This is a genomic window from Shinella sp. 838 (genome assembly GCF_029623935.1).
Taxonomy (GTDB): Bacteria; Pseudomonadota; Alphaproteobacteria; order Rhizobiales; family Rhizobiaceae; genus Shinella.
The window spans coordinates 80,536-98,566 of record NZ_JARSBQ010000010.1; the positions used below are offsets into that span (position 1 = coordinate 80,536).

The window sequence follows — 18,031 nt, forward strand, 5'->3', positions numbered from 1 at the left end:
GGTTATGCATGAAAGAGATCTCCGTCCCTTCCGCCGGCATTCTGGACGGCGCCGGGTTGCCTGCGCTAACCGTGCGCCTTGCCCTCATCTATGCCGCGGCCGAGTTCCTGATCAGCAGCCCCACATGGTTTTCCATCGGCGACAACCCGATCAAACCCATCCTGGGAAAACTCGTCCTCGAGGTGGTTTTTGTCCTGCTGGCGATCCTTTTCGCCTATCTGCTCAGCCGCATCCGGCGGCAACCCTACAGCGTGCAGCTTCTCGCGTGCCTGCTCCTCTCGCTTTTCAGCTCCCTCGGCATGTCGCTGCTCGACTACTACCTCTACAGTCTGATCATGCTGCCGGCCGCGACGCCGTTCGATCTCAGGGAATACGGCTATGCGGTCTGCTACCGCATGTCGATCTTCTTCGGCTGGTCGTTTCTCTTCGTCGCGCTGCTCAACCTTATCGACGTGCGCGACCGGGACCTGAAGCTGATGGCCTCGCGGGAGGAAGCTCTCGCCGCACAGATGCGCGCGCTGCACTACCAGATAAACCCGCACTTTCTCTTCAACACGCTCAACTCGATTACCGGCCTCGTCGAAGAAGGCGCCTCGCAGCGCGCCGAGCGGATGATCATGTCGCTCTCGGCCTTCCTCCGCTCGACATTGCAGCTCGACCCTTTGCGGGAATTGCGGCTCGCCGATGAAATGGCCCTTCAGAAGGAGTATCTCGACATCGAGAAGGAGCGGTTCTCAGACCGGATGACCGTCCGCATCGACATTCCGGCCGAACTCAACGACGCCATGGTTCCCAGCCTGATCTTGCAGCCTCTGATCGAAAACGCCGTGAAACATGGCGTCGGCTCCTCGACCGGCAGGGCCGAGATTCATGTCAGCGCGGTCAGGACAGGATCGATGCTCTGCGTGTCGGTGGAAAACGACGTCGCAGCCGCCGCAACTGGCAAAGTTGGCCTCGGCATCGGCCTTGCCAATGTTGCCCATCGCGTCAAAACCCACTTTCCCGCCGGCGCTTTCCTGGCTGCAAGGCCTGTCGCGCCCGGGCGGTTCCGGGCATCGCTCACAATGCCGTTCAGAACGGGCTGATCCTGCCAGGCATCCCGGCTTGCCACAGGACAGGGGGTCAGCCGCCAGCGCGATAGTCTTCGACCGCGAAACTCAGCTCCGGATCTGCATGGGCGTCCCAGTAGCCCTTCCAGAGGGCCTTGCTGATGGGGCCGACCTGGCCGTCACCGACCAGTTGGCCATCAAGCGTGGTGATCGGCATAACGCCGCCGGCCGTCGTGACGAAGAGGATCTCGTCGCACTGGTAGGCGAGTTCCACCGGCACATCGTCGATCGTGTAGGGGTATCCGAGCTTCTCGGCGACCGCGAGCACCGATTTGCGCGTCACGCCTTCCAGCACGCCCTTTCTCGGCGTGTAGAGCTTGCCGTCCTTGATCAGGATGACATTGAAGCCCGAGCCTTCGGTGAGGTTCGCGTCGCCATCGGTCAGGATCGGGTACATCGCGCCGCGATCACGCGCCTCCATCAGGCCGCGGGTGAAATCGCCCCATTGCAGGTTCTTGACGGTCGGGTCGATGGCGCCCGGCGGCACGCGGCGGACCGTACGGGTGATGACCGCGCTGCCACCGTTCTTCTGCGTCGCCTCGTCCATGACCCAGAGATAGGGCATGACCATGAGATAGCAGAAATTGTCGCACTCCTCGGGCGCATACTGGCGCACGAAGCGCAGGCCGCGGGTCACGATCATCATGACATAGGCATCGCGGATACCGCTCTTTACCGTCATCTCGACGAGCCGATCGCGGATTTCCTCCCGCGACAGAGGGCTCTTGAGGCGCAACTGGGCGCAGCTCTTTTCGAAACGGTCGAGATGATCCTCCAGCCGGAAGAACCGGCCGTTCCAGACGGCCGGCACGTCGTAGGTCAGATCCGAATGCAGGAAACCCTGGTCGAGGATCGGAATGCGTGCCTCGTGCAGCGGGACGTATTCCCCTGCGACATAGGCGATGCCCTTGGCGAATGGATTGTCGCTCGCTTCGAGCGCTTTCACGCGCAGGCGATAGTCGTCGAAAATGTGGTCCGTATAGGACATGATGGCCCTCCTCGAAAAAGGGGTGACACGCCGGTGCACGCCGCCCACAGGCGGCATGCAGGGTCGGGGCGGCGGCGTTCAGGCGGCGAGCACGCCCGCCGAGACGATGTCGCGGAAGGCGCCGTCCGCGGCCTCGAGTGCCCGGTCGATATCCCCGGGCGTATGGGCGGCACACAGGAACATGTTGTGCTTGGGATGCAGATAGATGCCGCGTCTGAGGGCCGCCAGGCAGAAGGCGTTGGCGATCTTCAGCTCCTGGTCACCGTCGAACAGCACCATCGGCATCTGCACCGGACCGGTCTGCCGCAGCGTGAAGCCGTGCCGGGCAGAAATTTCCGAGAGGCCGGTCCGGAAACGCTCACCCATCGCCTCCGTATGCGCAAGGGCGTCGCTGTCCCGCAGGATCTGGACGGTCTTGACCGCGGCCGCCATGGCAGCCGAGCCGTACCAGAACGAACCTGTGACGAAGACCTTGCCTGCGCCTTCCCGGAAGCGTTCCGCACCGGCCACGGCGGCAAGCGGCCAGCCGTTGGCGATGGCCTTCGAATAGGCCGCAAGGTCGGGCTTGACCCCGTAGCGCGCCCAGCTGCCCCTAACATCGAGGCGGAAGCCCGCGCGCACGTCGTCGAGGATGAGGGCCGCGCCGGTACGGTCGCAGATCTTGCGCGCATGAGCGAGGAAGGCGGCTTGCGGCAGGTGCTGGTCCTTGCCGACATCATGCTGGAAGGCGGTCAGCAGGATAGCCGCCAGATCATCGCCCGCAGCATTGACCGCGGCATCGAGGCTTGCAGCATCGTTATAGTCGAAGACGATGATATGGGCCCGGTCTTCCGCCGTCACGCCGAGCAGCGAAGGTGAGCACCACGGAACGGCGCCGTGATAGGCACCGCGGGCGACGAGAATCTTGCGGCGACCGGTAGCCGCACGCGCAATGGTGACGCAGGCCGTCGTCGCATCCGTGCCGTTCTTCTGGAAAAGCGTCCAGTCGGCATGATCGAGCGTATCGACGAGCAGTTCGGCCAGCTCCACCATGCTCTCTGTCGGACCATTGCCGACGTCGCCCGCATCGATCCGCGCGAGAGCCGCGGCATCCACGTCCCGGTGGCGATAGCCGAGCACGTTCGGCCCCCAGGCGCACATGAAATCGATGTATTCGTTGCCATCCGCATCCCAGACGCGGCAACCGTCCGAGCGCGAGAAAAATTGCGGATAGCCCGGTGCGATAGCCCGGGTCGCCATATGTCCCCACATGCCGTTCGGCACGACGCGCTGGGCGCGTTCGACGAGTTCCGTATCGCGGCTGTTCAGCAGTTTCGCTGTCATCTTGTATGTCCTCCTGGGCGGGAGAGGCATTTCGCCTCTCCCGATGGCTCGGTCAGTTCGTGATTTCGGCGAGCGGCAGGTTGCAGCAGGCGCTGTAGCGAACGCCCTTGACGGTCGGGCTGTGCGCCAGGATGAGGTCGGGGCTGACCATCGGGATGATGATCCGGGCCTTGGCCATCTGCTCACCGGCCTCGAACCAGAGTTTTTCCGCCTCCTCGGCCGGCGCGGCGAGCGCCTGTTCACGCAGCTTGCCGGTTTCGGTGCTGATGATCGAGGGATCGGTCGCGCCGCCCGCCCGCTTGGCCCAGACGGAACCTTCCGACAGGCCGAAGACATCGACATATTGCGAGGTGCCGAAGAAGTCCGGGGCGAAGAAGACGGCGGTCAGCGGGATATGGTCGCCGTTGGCGGCTTCGCGCCAGTTGGCGAAGGGAACCGGCGACAGCTCGACCGTTATGCCCACCTTGGCAAGATCCTGCTGGATCTTCTGCATCATCAGCGAAAAATCGACGCCATAGACGTTCATGTCCGGATAGATCGACTTCAGCGTGAAACCGTCACCAATGCCAGCGGCTGCCAGCAGCTCCTTGGCGCGGTCCGGATTGTAGGCGGGGATCTCATGGTTGTCGCCGCCGGGGAAGCCGAGTGGGATGGGCGTTGCGATGGCGCGGCCGGCGCCGCCAACGGTAAAGTCGATCAGCGACGTGCGGTCGATGGCGATCGAGATGGCTTCGCGCACCTCGGGCGTCAGCTTGACGGTGTTGGCCTTGGCACCCGGCGACAACGCAATGTAGACAAAGTTGTAGGACGGCACCTTGTCGACCACCACATTGCTGCCTTCGAGCGTCTTGGCGGTTTCCGCGTCGATCTGCATGGCGATATCGGCGGCGCCGGACTGCAGCATCTGCGCCTGCGCCACGGCATCCTTGACCTGGCGGAAGACGACCTGCGGGATCGTTGGGGCCTTGCGCCAGTAGTTGTCGTTGCGCTTCAGGCGCAGTTCCGAATTCGGCTCGTAGGATTCGAGGACGAAGGGACCGCTGCCGGCGGAGTTGCTCAGGAACCAGTTTTCCGACGTGTCCTTGTCGACCGCCGTCGCATCCGAGAGCGCGCCATTGGCGGCGGCGACATCGCTGTTGATGATGCCGAGGAAGCCCGCAGCCGCCTGGTTGAGGAACTCCGAATTCGGCGCGGAGAGGTTCACGATGACCGTCTGCGCGTCGGGAATGTCGATCGAGCTGATGGGGTCGGCGATGAAGGCGCCGTTGCCCTTGATGTTCTTCAGCCGCTCGAACGACCATTTCACATCCTTGGCCTCGACCGGCGTGCCGTCGGAGAACTTTGCGGCCGGATCGAGCTTGAAGGTCAGCTGGGTCTGTTCCTTGTTGATCTCCCAGCTCGAGGCGATCAGCGGTTGCACCTTGTTGTCCTTGTCGAGCGTCACGAGCTGCTCATAGACGGAGGTGTTGTAGATCTGGCAGGTGTCGCACCAGGCGCGAGCCGGATCGAGCGAGTTGACGTCCATGTCACGGGCGATCACCAAAGCGCGCTCTTCGGCCAATGCCGGGTAGGTGGCCCCGCCCAGGATCGTGGCGGAGAGGGCGAGCGAGAGAAAGGCCAGTCTGGATTTCGATGGAAGAAGTCGTTTCATCGGTTGGATACCTCCAGTTTGACGGGCTGCGGATGCCCTGTTCCACTATTTTTCCGCAATTCGAAGCAAAGCGTCCCGCACGTCGGCCACTGTTGCGAGCGCTGCGCGGTTGAGAGCGGCCGAGACCGTGGGGGCGGCAAGCCCACCGGTCACGCGCAGGATTTCGTGGTCGAGACAGTCGAAGAAACGCTCCTGGATCTCGGCGGCCCAGGTGCCGCCCATCGACAGGCTGCGTGCAGTCTGCTCGGCGATGACGACCCGGCCCGTTTTGTCGATGGATTGGCCGATGCGCTGCCAGTCGATGCCGTGATGGTCGATGTTGCGCAGGTCGATGACCTCGGCATCGATGCCCGCCTCCTCAGCCGCCCGGATCGCGTTCTGCACCATCACGGAGGTCGCAAGAACCGTGCAGGCGCTTCCCGGCCGCACGACGCGCGCCGTGCCGAAAGGAATGAAGAAGTCCCGGTCGCCGGCGGGCACCTCGAACTCCTTCTGGTAGAGTTCGGTGTGCTCGAAGACGACGACGGGGTCGTCGCAGGCCAGCGCCGAATTCATGAGGCCGATATAGTCGAAGGCGTTCGACGGTGTGACGATGCGCCAGCCGGGGAACAGGCCGAAAAGGGCCGAGGGATCGCCGGAATGCTGCGAGCCGTAGCCGGTGTGGGGCGAGATGCGCACGCGCATGACGATCGGAACGGGGAAACCGTCGCCGAACATGTGCCGTACCTTGCCGACTCCATTGGCGATCTGGTCGGCCGCGGTGAAGCAGAAATCGCCGAACATGATCTCGACCACCGGTCGCAGGCCGTTAAGCGCCGCGCCGAGGGCAACGCCCGTGAAGCCGTTCTCGGCGATCGACATCGGCAGGACGCGTTCTGGCCAGCGTTCCAGAACGCCCTTGGTGAAGCCGCTGACGCCGCCGTGCATCTGGTGCGCATCCTCGCCCATGACGATGATGCGGGGATCGCGCGCCATCGCGGCAGCCAGCGTCTCGGAGGCGGCAGTAACGAACTTCACCTTCTCGACGGCGTCGGGGCGCATGTCGTCGTGGTCGAGGAAACGCTTTCCGGCGAGTTCGGAAAGGTTGCCCAGAATGCCATGGTCGCGCGTCGCCGGATCCGGCCAGAGGCTGTCGGGAATGCGCAGCGTGTTTCCACCGGGGACCGGTTCGGTCAGCCTTCCGGCCGCGGCGGCGACCCGATCCGTCACCAGCGCGTCGATCTGGGCGAACTCCTCCGGAGAGAGCAGGCCGAGCGCCGTCAGGCGCGCTTCGGCAAGCGCGATGGGATCGCGCGCGCGCCATGCGGCTTCCTCTTCCTTCGTGCGATAGCCGAAGTCGCTGCCGCTGCGGGAGCCGGACTGATGGAAATGGCGATAGCAGAGGGCTTCGACCACCACAGGGCCGCCCGTCTCGCGGATGATGCGGCGTGCCTCCGCCATGGCGCGGTACACGGCAACGACGTCCATGCCATCGCATTCGATCGAGGCGATGCCGAGCATCGCGCCGCGGGACGACAGCCGCGTCTCGCGCGTCACGTCCGAAATGTGCGTGGAAACGCCGTAGAGGTTGTTCTCGATGAAGAAGATCACCGGCAGACCCTGCGCGGCTGCGATGTTCATCGCCTCGTAGCTCGCCCCGTTCTGCGCCGCGCCGTCGCCGAAGAAAGCAACGGAGATATGGTCGCGGCCAAGCATCTTGTCGGCGAGCGCGTAGCCCGCCGCATGGGGTGGGTTGCCGCCGACGATCGCCGAGGTGCCGACGACGCCAGCGCCAGCAAAACGCATATGCATGGAGCCGCCCCGCCCGCCGCAATAGCCAGGGGTCAAACCCATGATCTCCGCCATGAAGCGGTAGATCGCCTCGTCCATGCCGGGCGTGAAGGCGTCCTTGCGGATGTCGAAGCCATCGGGAACCGAGGGATTGAGCAGCTTCAGCAACACCTGATGGTGGGCGCGGTGCGTACCGTTGATCTTGTCGTCGGTACCGAGCGCAGCCATGGCGCCGACCGCACCGGCCTCCTGGCCGATGCTGGCATGGGCCGGGCCGTGGATGAGCCCGGCCTTCTCCAGATCGAGCAGCTTTTCCTCGAACCGGCGGATGAGCAGCATCTGGCCGTACCAGTGGACGAGGTCTTTTGCCTGTTCCTCGCTCCAGTCCGCCTCGTCCAGTTCCAGCCGGAACCAGGGCGCGGAAGGGGCGAGCGGTATCTGGCGTGCCATTCGTGTCCTCGGGTCGCAAGGGAGCCGCAGTGGGCTCGATTACCGTTTATGGAAATAAATTCCGATTTCTGTTGAACGGCACACTAAGCTGTGCCAGCCTTTGGATGCAACAGAAATTTTCACGGGCCGCCAAAGAGGAAGAGATGCGATGATCCGGGACGCCGATGTGCTGAACGCGCTGGTTGAGATGGTGCGCCGGTTCGTGCGCGAACGGCTGCTGCCGGCGGAGGCCCGGGTGGAGGAGGAAAACGCCATCCCACCCGAGATCATCGCGGAGATGCGGGTGCTGGGCCTTTTCGGCATGTCCATCCCGGAAGAACACGGCGGACTCGGCCTGACGATGGAGGAAGAGGTGCTCGTCGCTTTCGAGCTCGGTTATGCCTCTCCCGCCTTCCGCTCCGTCATCGGCACGAACAACGGCATCGGCTCGCAGGGCGTCATCGTCGATGGCACGGAAGCACAGAAACAGTACTGGCTGCCGCGCATGGCGACGGGCGAGGCCATCGGCTCCTTCGCCCTCACCGAACCGGACGTCGGCTCGGATGCAGGCGCCGTGAAGACCACGGCACGGCGAGACGGCAACCACTACATCCTCAACGGCACGAAACGCTACATCACGAACGCCCCGGTGGCCGATGTCTTCACCGTCATGGCGCGCACCGGCGGACCGGGACCTGCGGGCGTGACCGCCTTCCTGGTGCCGAAGGACAGCCCCGGCCTCAGCCTCGGCGCCATTGACAGGAAGATGGGGCAGCGCGGTACCCGCACCTGCGACGTCATCTTCGACAATTGCCGCATCCCCGCCGACAGCGTCATCGGTGGCGTGGAAGGCGCTGGCTTCAAGACCGCGATGAAGGTGCTCAACCGCGGCCGCCTGCATATCTCCGCCGTCTGCGTGGGCGCCGCGGAGCGGCTGTGCGACGAGGCCGTGCGGTTCGCGCGCGCGCGGGTGCAGTTCGGCAAGCCGATCGCCGAGCACCAACTCATCCAGGCCATGCTCGCCGACAGTTCCACGGAGGCCTTTGCCGGACGCGCAATGGTGCTGGAAGCAGCGCGGCGGTTCGATGCAGGTGATCGCGTCATCCAGCAGGCTGCGAGCGCGAAACTGTTCTGTTCGGAAATGGTCGGCCGGGTCGCCGACCGTGCAGTGCAGATCCACGGAGGGGCCGGCTACATGCAGGACTATCCGGTCGAGCACTTCTACCGCGACGTCCGGCTGTTCCGGCTCTACGAGGGCACATCACAGATCCAACAGCTCATCATCGCCCGCGAAATGCTGAACGCCTGAGGCCGGACGATGCAGCGAGCCCTTGGAATCATCGCTGACGACTTTACCGGCGCCCTCATGGTCGCCGGCTATCTGGAAGGCGCCGGTATCCACTGTCCCGTACTGTTCCGTCCCGAGGGCGAAATCCCGCCCGCGGCCGTGGTGATGGCCGGCACGCGGACGCGCACGGTGCCCGTCGCGGAGGCGCTTGCCGAACTGGGCCGCTTCACCGACGCGTTTCTGCAGGCCGGCTGCAGGCGCGTCGCCTACAAGGCCTGCGCCACGTTCGATTCCACCGAAGACGGCAATATCGGCCCGGCGGCGGACTACCTCGCCGATCGTGCAGGCCAGCGGCCGGTGCTGATGAGCGCCGGCTTTCCCCGCTTCGGCACAACGGTCCATCAGGGCTACATGTTCTATCGCGGCCGCCTCGTTTCCGAATCGATCAAGCGCTTCGACCCGCTGACCCCGATGTCCGACCCCGATCTCGTCCGTTTCCTCGGGCGGCAGACGCCGCACCGGATCGCGCTCCTCAACCATGCCGCCCTTCGCAGTGGCACCGATGCGGCACGCACCGCCATCGAGGCTTTCGCGGCCGAGGGAATGGGCCACGTCTTCCTCGATACGACCGATGACGGCGACGTCGAGACTGCGGCCGAGGTCGCTGCATCGATGGACCGCGTCGTCGTCGCCAGCGACCCCCTGATCATCGCCTATGCGACCCGCCTCGGCCGTGCCATGCGGCAAGGCACGATGCCCGCACCGCGGCATGTCGATGGCCCCACGGCCGTGCTTGCCGGAAGCGTCGGGCCGATCGTCCTGGCGCAGCTTGCGGCTTTTTCAGCCGAGCACCCCTGCCTGTCGCTGGATCTGCTCGATCCGGCCGGGGAGGAGGGGCTTGTCTCTACAGCGCTCGACTGGGCCGCGAGGCGGATCGGCACGGCGCCCCTCGCCATATCAACGGCAACCGGACCGGAAGGTGTTGCCGCCGTACAGGCCGCCTTTGGCCGCGTGGAGGCAGCTCGCCGCGCAGAACGCATCCTCGGCGCCATCGCGAAGAGGTTGTGCGATCGCGGCGTCCGGCGATTTATCGTCGCGGGCGGAGAAACGTCGGGCGCGGTTGTCGATGCGCTCGGCATTACCGCCGTTCGGGCCCTGCCGGATGGCCCGCTCGGAACCGGCTTCTGTGTCTCCACCGGGCCAGTACCCCTTTCGCTATACCTCAAACCCGGCAAGCTGGGCGCCGACGACATCCTGCTCAGAGCCGTCGAGGCGATGAACCAATGGAGTGCACGATGACGAACGACGCGGCAGCGAGGATGGCCCTGGTCGAGGCGAGCCGGCGATCGGTGGCGATCGGCCTCAACAGCGGTACGGTCGGCAATTTCAGTCTGCGACACGGCGAAGGGATGCTGATCACGCCGACAGGCATCGCGCCCGACACCCTTGCGCCCGAGCAGATCGTCGCTGTTGATCTCGACGGGGCCTGGATCGGCGACTGGCGGCCGTCCTCGGAATGGGCCATTCACGCCAGGCTCTACGCCACGACGAATGCGGGCGCCGTCGTCCACACCCACCCCGATCACTGCGTCGCCCTTGCTGCGCTGCGCCGGGCGATCCCGCTGTTCCACTACATGGTCGCCGGCTTCGGCGGCAGCGAGATACCCTGTGCGGACTACGCCTGCTTCGGCAGTGCCGCGCTTGCGGAAACGGTGGTCGCCGCCATGGGCACGACCTACTCCGCCTGCCTGATGGCCAATCACGGAGCAGTCACGATCGGCCCCGATGTCGGGACCGCTCTGGCGCGCGCGGAAAAGCTGGAAACGTTGGCGCGCCAATACGTGCTCGCCCGGTCGATCGGAGAGCCCGTTCTCCTGACGCAGGCGGAACTCGTCGATGTGCGCGCCCGCTACGGCACCTATGGTCAGCAGGCGAAACGCTGACCGTCAGCCGCTTCTGCGGACTTCGCCGAGGATCTTCATTACCAGCGCCGGATATTCGAGATGCGGCATGTGCCCGCACGCATCGACGGCATGCAGGCCGACATTGCCGGGAAGGCCCACCGTGGCACTAAAGGGGAGAATACGGTCCTGCCGGCCGAAGACGATGCGTACCGGCTGGGACAGGCGAGCGAGATCGTCACGGATGGAGATCGACTGCGTTCCATCCGGGAAGAACCGCTCGGCAAAGGCCCCCATCGCCGCCGTCAGGCCCGTGTCGTCACGCTGCTGCACCACCGCCTGCAGGAAGGCCGGCGAGATGACGGCGGCATCGTGCACCAGAAGGTCGAGCCAGGGCTTCAGGCTCTCCTGCTGCCGCGCGCGCAACACGCCCGCAACGAAGGCGCCGTTGATCTCAGGCCCGAGGCCTGCGGGAGAGACAAGGCAGAGACCGTGGATATCCAGCTGCCCGCGGCTTGCCAGCCGCGCCGCCAGCGCCCCGCCGAAGGAATGACCGGCCAGCACGAGCGGGCCGTCATGCTCTGCCGCGACGGTCGCCTCGATGGTTGCCGCCATCCGGTCGAGGTCGTCGGGGATCGCATGCGGCGAGCGGCCGTGCGCGGGAAGGTCGATCGCCAGCGCCGGCCAGTCCGCACGCGCGCCGGCGAGCATGCCGCGCCAGTTGTTGAGGTCCGCGCTGAAGCCATGGAGAAGCACGACAGGCAGGCCGTCGCCCTTGCGCAGCCAGGTCGCATTCAGCGGCGCAGGACTGCCATCCTTTCGGACCGCGGGCAGAACGGTGGGCATTTCGATTGTTGCCGGCCGGCGGGCATCGCCGACCCTCGCAACGACGTCTGTCTTCTGGATCCGCCCGCCCGGACCGGTACCGGTGAGGCCATCCAGCACGATGCCATGTTCGCGCGCGATGCGGCGGGCGAGGGGAGTGGGGTTGGGGCCGCGCCCGCTTCGCCGCGCGCCCGGCAAGAGAATGGCTCGGCTCGCCTCGGTCACGGCTTCCACGGTCTCGACTTCCTGTATTTCCATCCCGCCGTAGGCCTCGCCATCGCCATAGATGCGGGCGACATCCGCCCCGACATCCACCTCGATCTCGCTTTCAACAAGGGTGTGAATGACGCCGGACGCAGGGGATTCGACCTCGACGGCGGCCTTGTCGTTGTCGATCTCGAAAAGCACCTGCCCCTGCCGAACGGTTTCGCCCTCTGCAACAAGCCAGCGGGCGATACGGCCGCTCGACATTTCGAGACTGACCTTCGGATAGACGACATGGGTGGGCATTGGGGGATCCCTTGAGGCTTGAGCCTATTCGGCCGAGGTTTTCCAGGTGGGTGGTCGTTGCGAGGTGGGGAACGGATCGGGCTCCCCGGCAAGCCGCGCGCGCAGGCGGCGCGTAAGCCGGAGCAGCCCGGGACCGACGGTTTCCCGGCAATGGTTGCGCGACAGGATATCGACAATCCCGCCGCAGGTGAGGGCGACGAGGGGCGAGCCATCCGTCGGCCGGAAGGCGACGCCGACGGCATTGATGTAACTGTGCCAGCTGCCGAACGCGCTGATGAACCCGTCGCGCCGGTAGTCCTCGATTGCGTTCGTCACAAGACGGTCGAGTTCCTCGGCCCTTTCGGGCTCGGCCACGACCAGTTGCCCGACGACGGACTGGCGAATGTCCGGTTGCATTTCGGCAAGATAGGCAAGGCCCATGGCCGTGCGGTAGATCGGCAGGCGCGAGCCGACATTGAGGCGCAGCGAAACCGGGCTCATCGAGCGGCAATTGGCAAGATAGACCATTTCCAGCCCGTCGCGCGTGCCGAGCGCCACGGCTGCGCCGGTCTGGTCCGCCAGCTCCTGCATCAGGGGCCTTGCCATATGGATGACGGCGCTGGAGCTGAGCGCCGAGTAGCCGAGGGACACCGTCGCGGGCCCGATGCTGTAGCGGCCGAGCATGTCGTCGTAGTGGAGATAGCCGAGGCCGACGAGCGTCGAGGTCAGGCGCGAGACGGTTGCTTTCGGCAAGCCCGTCCGTTCGATAAGGTCCTGGTTGCCGAGCGTGGCGTCGTCGGCGGTGAACGATCGCAGGATTTCCAGCCCGCGTGTCAGCGAAGCGGCGGAATTCCCGCCCTCCGCGCCTTCGCTGCCGTCTGCCGGTTTGGTCCGTTTACGCATGTCTTGCCTTTCGTGTCAGCGCTGCTGGAGCCATAGCGGATTTTCGCGATCTGTCGATCTGCCGTAAATGGAATATAATTTCATTTATGTTGACGTCCGCTTCGCCTGTTGTCAATAATGCCTGCATCGATCTCCCCATACGCCGATCGGCACGGGATGGCACACGGGTTAAAGGACGCGATTTGTGACACGATACATTCTGCGACGCCTGGTCGCGATGCCCTTCCTGGTTCTCGGCATCGTGACGCTCGCCTTCCTGCTCACGACCGTGACGAAGGGCGACCCGCTGACGGCGATCGTGTCGGACCGGCAGATGAACGATCCGGTGGCAGTGGCCGCCGCAAAGGCGCGCTGGGGGCTCGATCGCAGTCTGCCGGAACGCTACGTCATCTATGTCGGCAATCTTCTGTCCGGCGACATGGGCACCTCCTTCATCACACGCCGGCCCGTCGCGCAGGACGTGTTCTTCCGCCTGCCGGCCACGATGGAACTCGTTCTTGCCGCGATGGTCATCGGCTCGGCGATCGGTATCACGCTGGGCGTTCTGGCGGCCTATTTCCGCAATACGGTCATCGACCATGCGGCGCGTTTCTTCGCCCTGTTCGGATCGTCCATTCCCGTCTTCTGGCTGGGACTGGCGCTGCTTTATGTCTTCTCGGTCAAATGGGGCGTCCTGCCCGGCCCCGGCCGGCTGGATCCGCGGGCAACCCCTCCGGCCTCCGTCACCGGCTTCATGACCATCGACACGCTGATCGCCGGGAACGTGAGGCTCTTTCTGGACGCGCTGTGGCATCTGATCCTGCCGGCCTTCGTGCTCGGCTGGGCCGTCGCAGGCACCATATCGCGGCTGGTGCGCGCCAACATGCTGGAGGTGCTGGACCGGGAATTCATCCTGACGGCGCGTGCGAAGGGGGCGGGGGAGCTTCGTGTCGTGGTGCGCCATGCGCTACGCAACACGCTGGTGCCGACGCTGACCGTCATCGGCTATTCCTTCGCCTACCTGCTCACAGGAGCCGTACTGACCGAGACGATCTTCTCCTGGCCGGGCATGGGGTCCTACGCGGTGGAGGCGGCGCGCGGTCTCGATTTTCCCGCCATCATCGGTGTGACCATCGTCGGAGGCGTCGTCTTCCTGCTGACGAACCTCATCACCGACATCGCCTATGTCATCGCCAATCCGCGCGTGCGCCTGGGGTAAGAACATGATCGCTGCGACCCTCGTTTCTTTCCGCCGGCCGGCATGGCTGTCGATCCCGCTCGCCATCGGCATCGCGATCGTGGTCTTCTGGCTCGCCGTCACGCTGCTCGCGCCACTGATAAGCCCCTATGCCCCGCTCGACATGGTCGGCCGGCGGCTCCAGGCACCGAGCTGGAGCCATTGGTTGGGGACCGATGCGCTCGGGCGGGACGTCCTGAGCCGAACCCTCTACGGCGCACAGCACTCGATCCCGATCGCCATCGTCGTGGTCGCTCTCTCCGTCACGATCGGGGCCATGCTGGGCGCGATTTCCGGGTATGCCGGCGGCCTGCTCGGCTCGGCGATCATGCGGCTCGTCGACGTCACCCTGTCCTTCCCCCCGATGCTCCTCGCCATGGCCGTAGCGGCCTCGCTGGGCCCCGGCCTTGAAAATGCGACCGTCGCCATGGTGATCGTCTGGTGGCCTGTCTATGCCCGCCTGATGCGCGCGCAGGTTCTGGAGATCCGGGAGCGCGAGCATGTCGAGGCTGCGGTCGCGGCAGGTGCCGGCAAGGGCCGCATCCTCTTCAAGCACATCCTGCCGCTCTGTTGGACGCCGGTGCTGATCAGCGCGACGATGGATCTCGGCCAGGTGATCCTGCTTGCCGCCTCGCTCAGCTTCATCGGCCTCGGCGCCACGCCGCCAACGCCGGAATGGGGTTCGATGATCTCCGACGGTGCAGCGCAGTTTTATTCCTGGTGGGTCGCCCTCGGGCCGGGCCTTGCCATCCTGACCATCGTGCTCGGCTTCAACTTCATCGGTGACGGCCTGCACGACTACTTCGACCCGAAGTCGAAATGAGGCGCACCATGCAACAGGAACCGCTCTTTGCCGTTCGCGACCTTCGCGTCTCCTTCACCCGCCACGGGCAATCCTTTGAGGCCGTGCGCGGCATCAGTCTCGCGGTCGATCACGGCGAGGTGCTGGGCATCGTCGGTGAATCCGGCTCCGGCAAGTCGGTCGGCATGCTCTCCGCCCTCGGGCTGCAACCGAAGACCGCCTCTGTCAGCGGATCGGCACGGTTCAAGGGGCGCGAGCTGGTCGGCATGCCCATGGCGCAATTGGGTGCCCTGCGCGGCTCACGCATCGCCATGATCTTCCAGGATCCGCTGTCCTCGCTCAATCCCGTGATGACGGTCGGCGCGCAGATCGCCGAAACGATCCGACTGCACAATGCCGGCGTCTCGAAGAAAGCGGCCATGGATCGCGCAGCCGAACTGCTCGCCCTCGTCGCCATTCCCCAGCCCGACCGGCGCATCCACCAGTACCCGCACGAATTTTCCGGCGGCATGCGCCAGCGCGTGATGATCGCCATGGCCGTGGCCAACGACCCCGATCTCCTGATCGCCGACGAGCCGACGACCGCCCTCGACGTGACCGTGCAGGCGCAGATCATGGACGTCCTCACGGACCTGCGGCGGAGGCTGAACCTGGGGCTCGTCCTGATCACCCACGATCTCGGCGTGCTCGCCGGGCATGCCGACAGGGTCGCTGTCGTCTATTCGGGCGAGGTCGTCGAACAGGCAAGCGTCGGTGCCCTCTTCGCGCGGCCGGCCCATCCCTATACGCGGGGTCTTATCGCCTCGATCCCCAACATGGCAGAGGAGAAAGAGCGGCTTTTCTCCATCGACGGCGCGCCGCCGCCCCTCGGCAAACTGCCTGGCGGGTGCGCCTTCCATCCCCGCTGTCCGCAGGCGCAGGACATCTGCAAGCACATGCCGCCGCCCGTCCGCACGGAGGGCGACCACCGGGTCGCCTGCCATTTCGCCACCCTTCCTGTCGGGAGCGCTGCATGACCGGGCCGGACCCCATCCTCTCCGTCAGGGACCTCTCGAAGCGCTTCTCCGTCACCGGCGGGCTGATCTTCGAGCGCGAAATTGCCCAGGTCAACGCTGTGACCGGCGTGTCCTTCGACGTCAAGCCCGGCGAAACGCTGGGGCTGGTCGGTGAATCCGGCTGCGGCAAGTCCACCCTCGGCCGCTGCATCCTGCGACTGATCGAGCCTTCCGGCGGGCAGACCCTGTTCCGCGGCCGCGATATCAACGCGGCGAACCCCGCCGAGATGCGCGCGCTGCGCCGCAAGATCCAGCTGGTCTTCCAGGATCCCTACGCATCGCTGCATCCGCGCATGCGCGTTGCCGAAAACATTGCCGAGCCGCTGCGCATCAGCGACCTCTCGCAGGCCGGGCGCAAGGAACGGGTCGCGGAGATGCTCGACCTCGTCCGCCTCAACCCGGAACACGGCCAGCGCTATCCGCACGAATTGTCCGGCGGCCAGCGCCAGCGCGTGGTGATCGCCCGGGCACTGGCATTGAAACCGGAACTGCTCGTGCTCGACGAGCCGGTCTCCGCGCTCGACGTCTCCGTGCAGGCGGGCGTGCTCAACCTCCTCAAGGATATCCAGCGGGATTTCGGCACGGCCTATGTCTTCATTGCCCATGACCTGTCCGTCGTGCAGCACATCTCGCACCGGGTGGCCGTCATGTATCTCGGCAAGATCGTCGAGATCGCTGAAAAGCGCCGGCTCTACCGGGCGCCGATGCATCCCTATACCCAGGCGCTGATGTCCGCCGTGCCGCTCGCCGACCCGGCGCTGGAACGCAGCCGCTCGCGCATCGTGCTGAAGGGTGACCTGCCGAGCCCGCTCAATCCGCCGTCCGGGTGTCGCTTCCGCACGCGCTGCCCTATCGCCCAGAAGGTCTGCGCGGAGGTGGAGCCGCCGCTGAACGAACGAGAGGAAGGCCATTCGGTCGCCTGCCACTTTCCGAATGCCATGGAGACCGGTTTGTCGGCTCGCGAGAAGAGCGGGCCTGGAGGAATGGAATGACGCAGTTGAGATTGCCGCTCGAGGGTATCCGTGTGCTCGACCTGACACGCGTTCTTGCAGGACCATGGACGACCATGAGCCTCGGGGATCTCGGCGCCGAGGTCTGGAAGATCGAGAACATCAAGGGCGGCGACGACACGCGCGCCTGGTCCGTGCCGAACTTCAAGGGGGTCAGCACCTACTATCTGTGCGCCAACCGCGGCAAGCAGAGCATCGCGCTCGACCTGAAGACACCGGAAGGCCGGCAGATCGTACTCGACCTTGCAGCCAGAGCCGATGTCGTGGTGGAGAATTTTCGCGCCGGCACCGTGGAGCGACTGGGTATCGGCTACGAGGATATCCGGAAGATCAATCCGGGCGTCGTCTACTGCGCGATTTCCGGATACGGCCAGACAGGCCCCGAGCGTGACCGGCCGGGCTACGATTTCATCATGCAGGCGGAAAGCGGCCTGATGTCGATCACGGGCGAGGAGGATGGCCCCCCAAACCGGCTCGGTGTCGCCTTCACCGATGTGGTGGCCGGCATGGTCGCCACCCAGTCGATCCTCGCCGCGCTCTACCAGCGCCGGGATACGGGCACCGGGCAGTATATCGACGTCGCGCTGCTCGATGCCACGCTCAACCTCTTGATCAACGTCGGGACCGGCTATCTCAACGCCGGCGTGGAGCCGGTGCGTTACGGCAACGCGCATCCGACGGTCGTGCCCTACCAGATCTTCGCGGCAAGCGACGGCACGTTCGCGCTTGCCGTCGGCAATGACCGCATGTTCGTCGATTTCTGTGAAAAGGTGATCGACCGGCCGGACCTTGCCCGCGATCCGCGGTTCGTGACTTCTCATCAGCGCGCCGTGCACAGGGACGAGCTGCTGCCGCTCCTCGCAACGATCATCGCCGGGGAAACCTGCGAGCACTGGCTTGCCGCCTGCCTCGCGGCGAGCGTGCCGGCCGGACAGGTGAAGTCCGTGTCCGAAGCACTCCAGAGCCCGAGCGTGACGGAGCGGGGCGTCGTACAGCGCCTCGAGCATCCGGAACTCGGCACGGTCTCGCTGATCCGGCCCGCGCACGGACTTGCCGCACAGGCACATGCCGATGCCAAGGCGCCGCCGCTTCTCGGCGAGGATACGCGTAGCGTGCTGCGCGACGTGCTGGGTTTCGAGGAGGTGCAGATCGAAAGCCTGGTCCGCGCCGGCGTCGTCACCTGCCACGATATCAAGAGCGCGCCGTCGCCGCTGCCCGCCCAAAGCGCGATCGCATAGGCGCGCGGCCGCACGATACGAGCCTGCAACACCG

The 18,031-nt window shown here is 65.4% G+C and carries 15 protein-coding genes; 9 read left to right on the forward strand and 6 right to left on the reverse strand.

Annotation, left to right across the window (positions count from 1 at the left end; all coding sequences use genetic code 11):
• The first annotated feature begins 8 nt into the window (after positions 1-8).
• Positions 9-1,085 carry a sensor histidine kinase gene (locus P9A16_RS24780; protein ID WP_023516736.1) on the forward strand — a complete coding sequence of 359 codons (1,077 nt, stop codon included), beginning with the start codon at positions 9-11 and terminating at the stop codon, positions 1,083-1,085.
• Between the two features lie 37 nt (positions 1,086-1,122).
• Here the strand turns inward: P9A16_RS24780 and P9A16_RS24785 are convergent, their stop codons facing one another.
• From P9A16_RS24785 to P9A16_RS24800, 4 genes are all read right to left on the reverse strand, one after another.
• The gene (locus P9A16_RS24785) at positions 1,123-2,097 is read right to left on the reverse strand and encodes an aminotransferase class IV (protein ID WP_023516735.1); all 975 of its coding nucleotides are present in this window, start codon (positions 2,095-2,097) and stop codon (positions 1,123-1,125) included.
• A gap of 78 nt (positions 2,098-2,175) precedes the next feature.
• Positions 2,176-3,420 (reverse strand): aminotransferase class III-fold pyridoxal phosphate-dependent enzyme, encoded by a 1,245-nt coding sequence (locus P9A16_RS24790; RefSeq protein ID WP_023515890.1) that lies wholly within the window; start codon positions 3,418-3,420, stop codon positions 2,176-2,178.
• Between the two features lie 52 nt (positions 3,421-3,472).
• Positions 3,473-5,071, reverse strand: coding sequence for an ABC transporter substrate-binding protein (locus P9A16_RS24795; RefSeq protein ID WP_023515889.1), 1,599 nt, complete (start codon positions 5,069-5,071; stop codon positions 3,473-3,475).
• Positions 5,072-5,116: 45 nt separating this feature from the next.
• Positions 5,117-7,291, reverse strand: coding sequence for an alpha-ketoacid dehydrogenase subunit alpha/beta (locus P9A16_RS24800; RefSeq protein ID WP_278026006.1), 2,175 nt, complete (start codon positions 7,289-7,291; stop codon positions 5,117-5,119).
• Positions 7,292-7,439: 148 nt separating this feature from the next.
• On the opposite strand from P9A16_RS24800, the gene P9A16_RS24805 reads away from it, so the two are divergent.
• Genes P9A16_RS24805 through P9A16_RS24815 form a run of 3 tightly spaced genes read left to right on the forward strand, consistent with a single transcriptional unit; the run spans position 7,440 to position 10,501 of the window.
• A complete protein-coding gene (locus P9A16_RS24805) occupies positions 7,440-8,579 on the forward strand; it encodes an acyl-CoA dehydrogenase family protein (RefSeq protein WP_023517088.1) in 1,140 nt (379 codons plus the stop codon).
• Between the two features lie 9 nt (positions 8,580-8,588).
• Positions 8,589-9,857: a four-carbon acid sugar kinase family protein gene (locus P9A16_RS24810; protein ID WP_024270633.1), complete on the forward strand. Its 1,269-nt coding sequence runs from the start codon at positions 8,589-8,591 to the stop codon at positions 9,855-9,857.
• Entirely contained in the window at positions 9,842-10,501 is a 660-nt protein-coding gene (locus tag P9A16_RS24815) for a class II aldolase/adducin family protein (protein WP_037407448.1), read from the forward strand. The genes P9A16_RS24810 and P9A16_RS24815 overlap by 16 nt, the downstream gene beginning before the upstream one ends.
• Before the next feature lie 3 nt (positions 10,502-10,504).
• On the opposite strand, the gene P9A16_RS24820 is transcribed toward P9A16_RS24815, so the two are convergent.
• Positions 10,505-11,794, reverse strand: a complete 1,290-nt coding sequence (locus tag P9A16_RS24820) for an acetoin dehydrogenase dihydrolipoyllysine-residue acetyltransferase subunit (RefSeq protein ID WP_024270632.1) — start codon at positions 11,792-11,794, stop codon at positions 10,505-10,507.
• Positions 11,795-11,818: 24 nt separating this feature from the next.
• Positions 11,819-12,676 (reverse strand): IclR family transcriptional regulator, encoded by an 858-nt coding sequence (locus P9A16_RS24825; RefSeq protein WP_023516672.1) that lies wholly within the window; start codon positions 12,674-12,676, stop codon positions 11,819-11,821.
• Between the two features lie 184 nt (positions 12,677-12,860).
• Between P9A16_RS24825 and P9A16_RS24830 the strand changes: the two genes are divergently transcribed.
• Genes P9A16_RS24830 through P9A16_RS24850 form a run of 5 tightly spaced genes read left to right on the forward strand, consistent with a single transcriptional unit; the run spans position 12,861 to position 17,997 of the window.
• Positions 12,861-13,874, forward strand: coding sequence for an ABC transporter permease (locus tag P9A16_RS24830; RefSeq protein WP_023516671.1), 1,014 nt, complete (start codon positions 12,861-12,863; stop codon positions 13,872-13,874).
• Positions 13,875-13,878: 4 nt separating this feature from the next.
• On the forward strand, positions 13,879-14,715 hold the full coding sequence (locus P9A16_RS24835) for an ABC transporter permease (protein WP_023516670.1): 837 nt from the start codon (positions 13,879-13,881) through the stop codon (positions 14,713-14,715).
• On the forward strand, positions 14,712-15,710 hold the full coding sequence (locus P9A16_RS24840) for an ABC transporter ATP-binding protein (RefSeq protein ID WP_063832213.1): 999 nt from the start codon (positions 14,712-14,714) through the stop codon (positions 15,708-15,710). Before P9A16_RS24835 ends, P9A16_RS24840 begins: the two co-directional genes overlap by 4 nt.
• Positions 15,707-16,741, forward strand: a complete 1,035-nt coding sequence (locus P9A16_RS24845) for an ABC transporter ATP-binding protein (protein ID WP_023516668.1) — start codon at positions 15,707-15,709, stop codon at positions 16,739-16,741. Before P9A16_RS24840 ends, P9A16_RS24845 begins: the two co-directional genes overlap by 4 nt.
• Complete coding sequence (locus P9A16_RS24850; RefSeq protein ID WP_023516667.1) at positions 16,738-17,997, forward strand: CaiB/BaiF CoA transferase family protein; 1,260 nt, start codon at positions 16,738-16,740, stop codon at positions 17,995-17,997. Before P9A16_RS24845 ends, P9A16_RS24850 begins: the two co-directional genes overlap by 4 nt.
• The last annotated feature ends 34 nt before the right edge of the window (positions 17,998-18,031 follow it).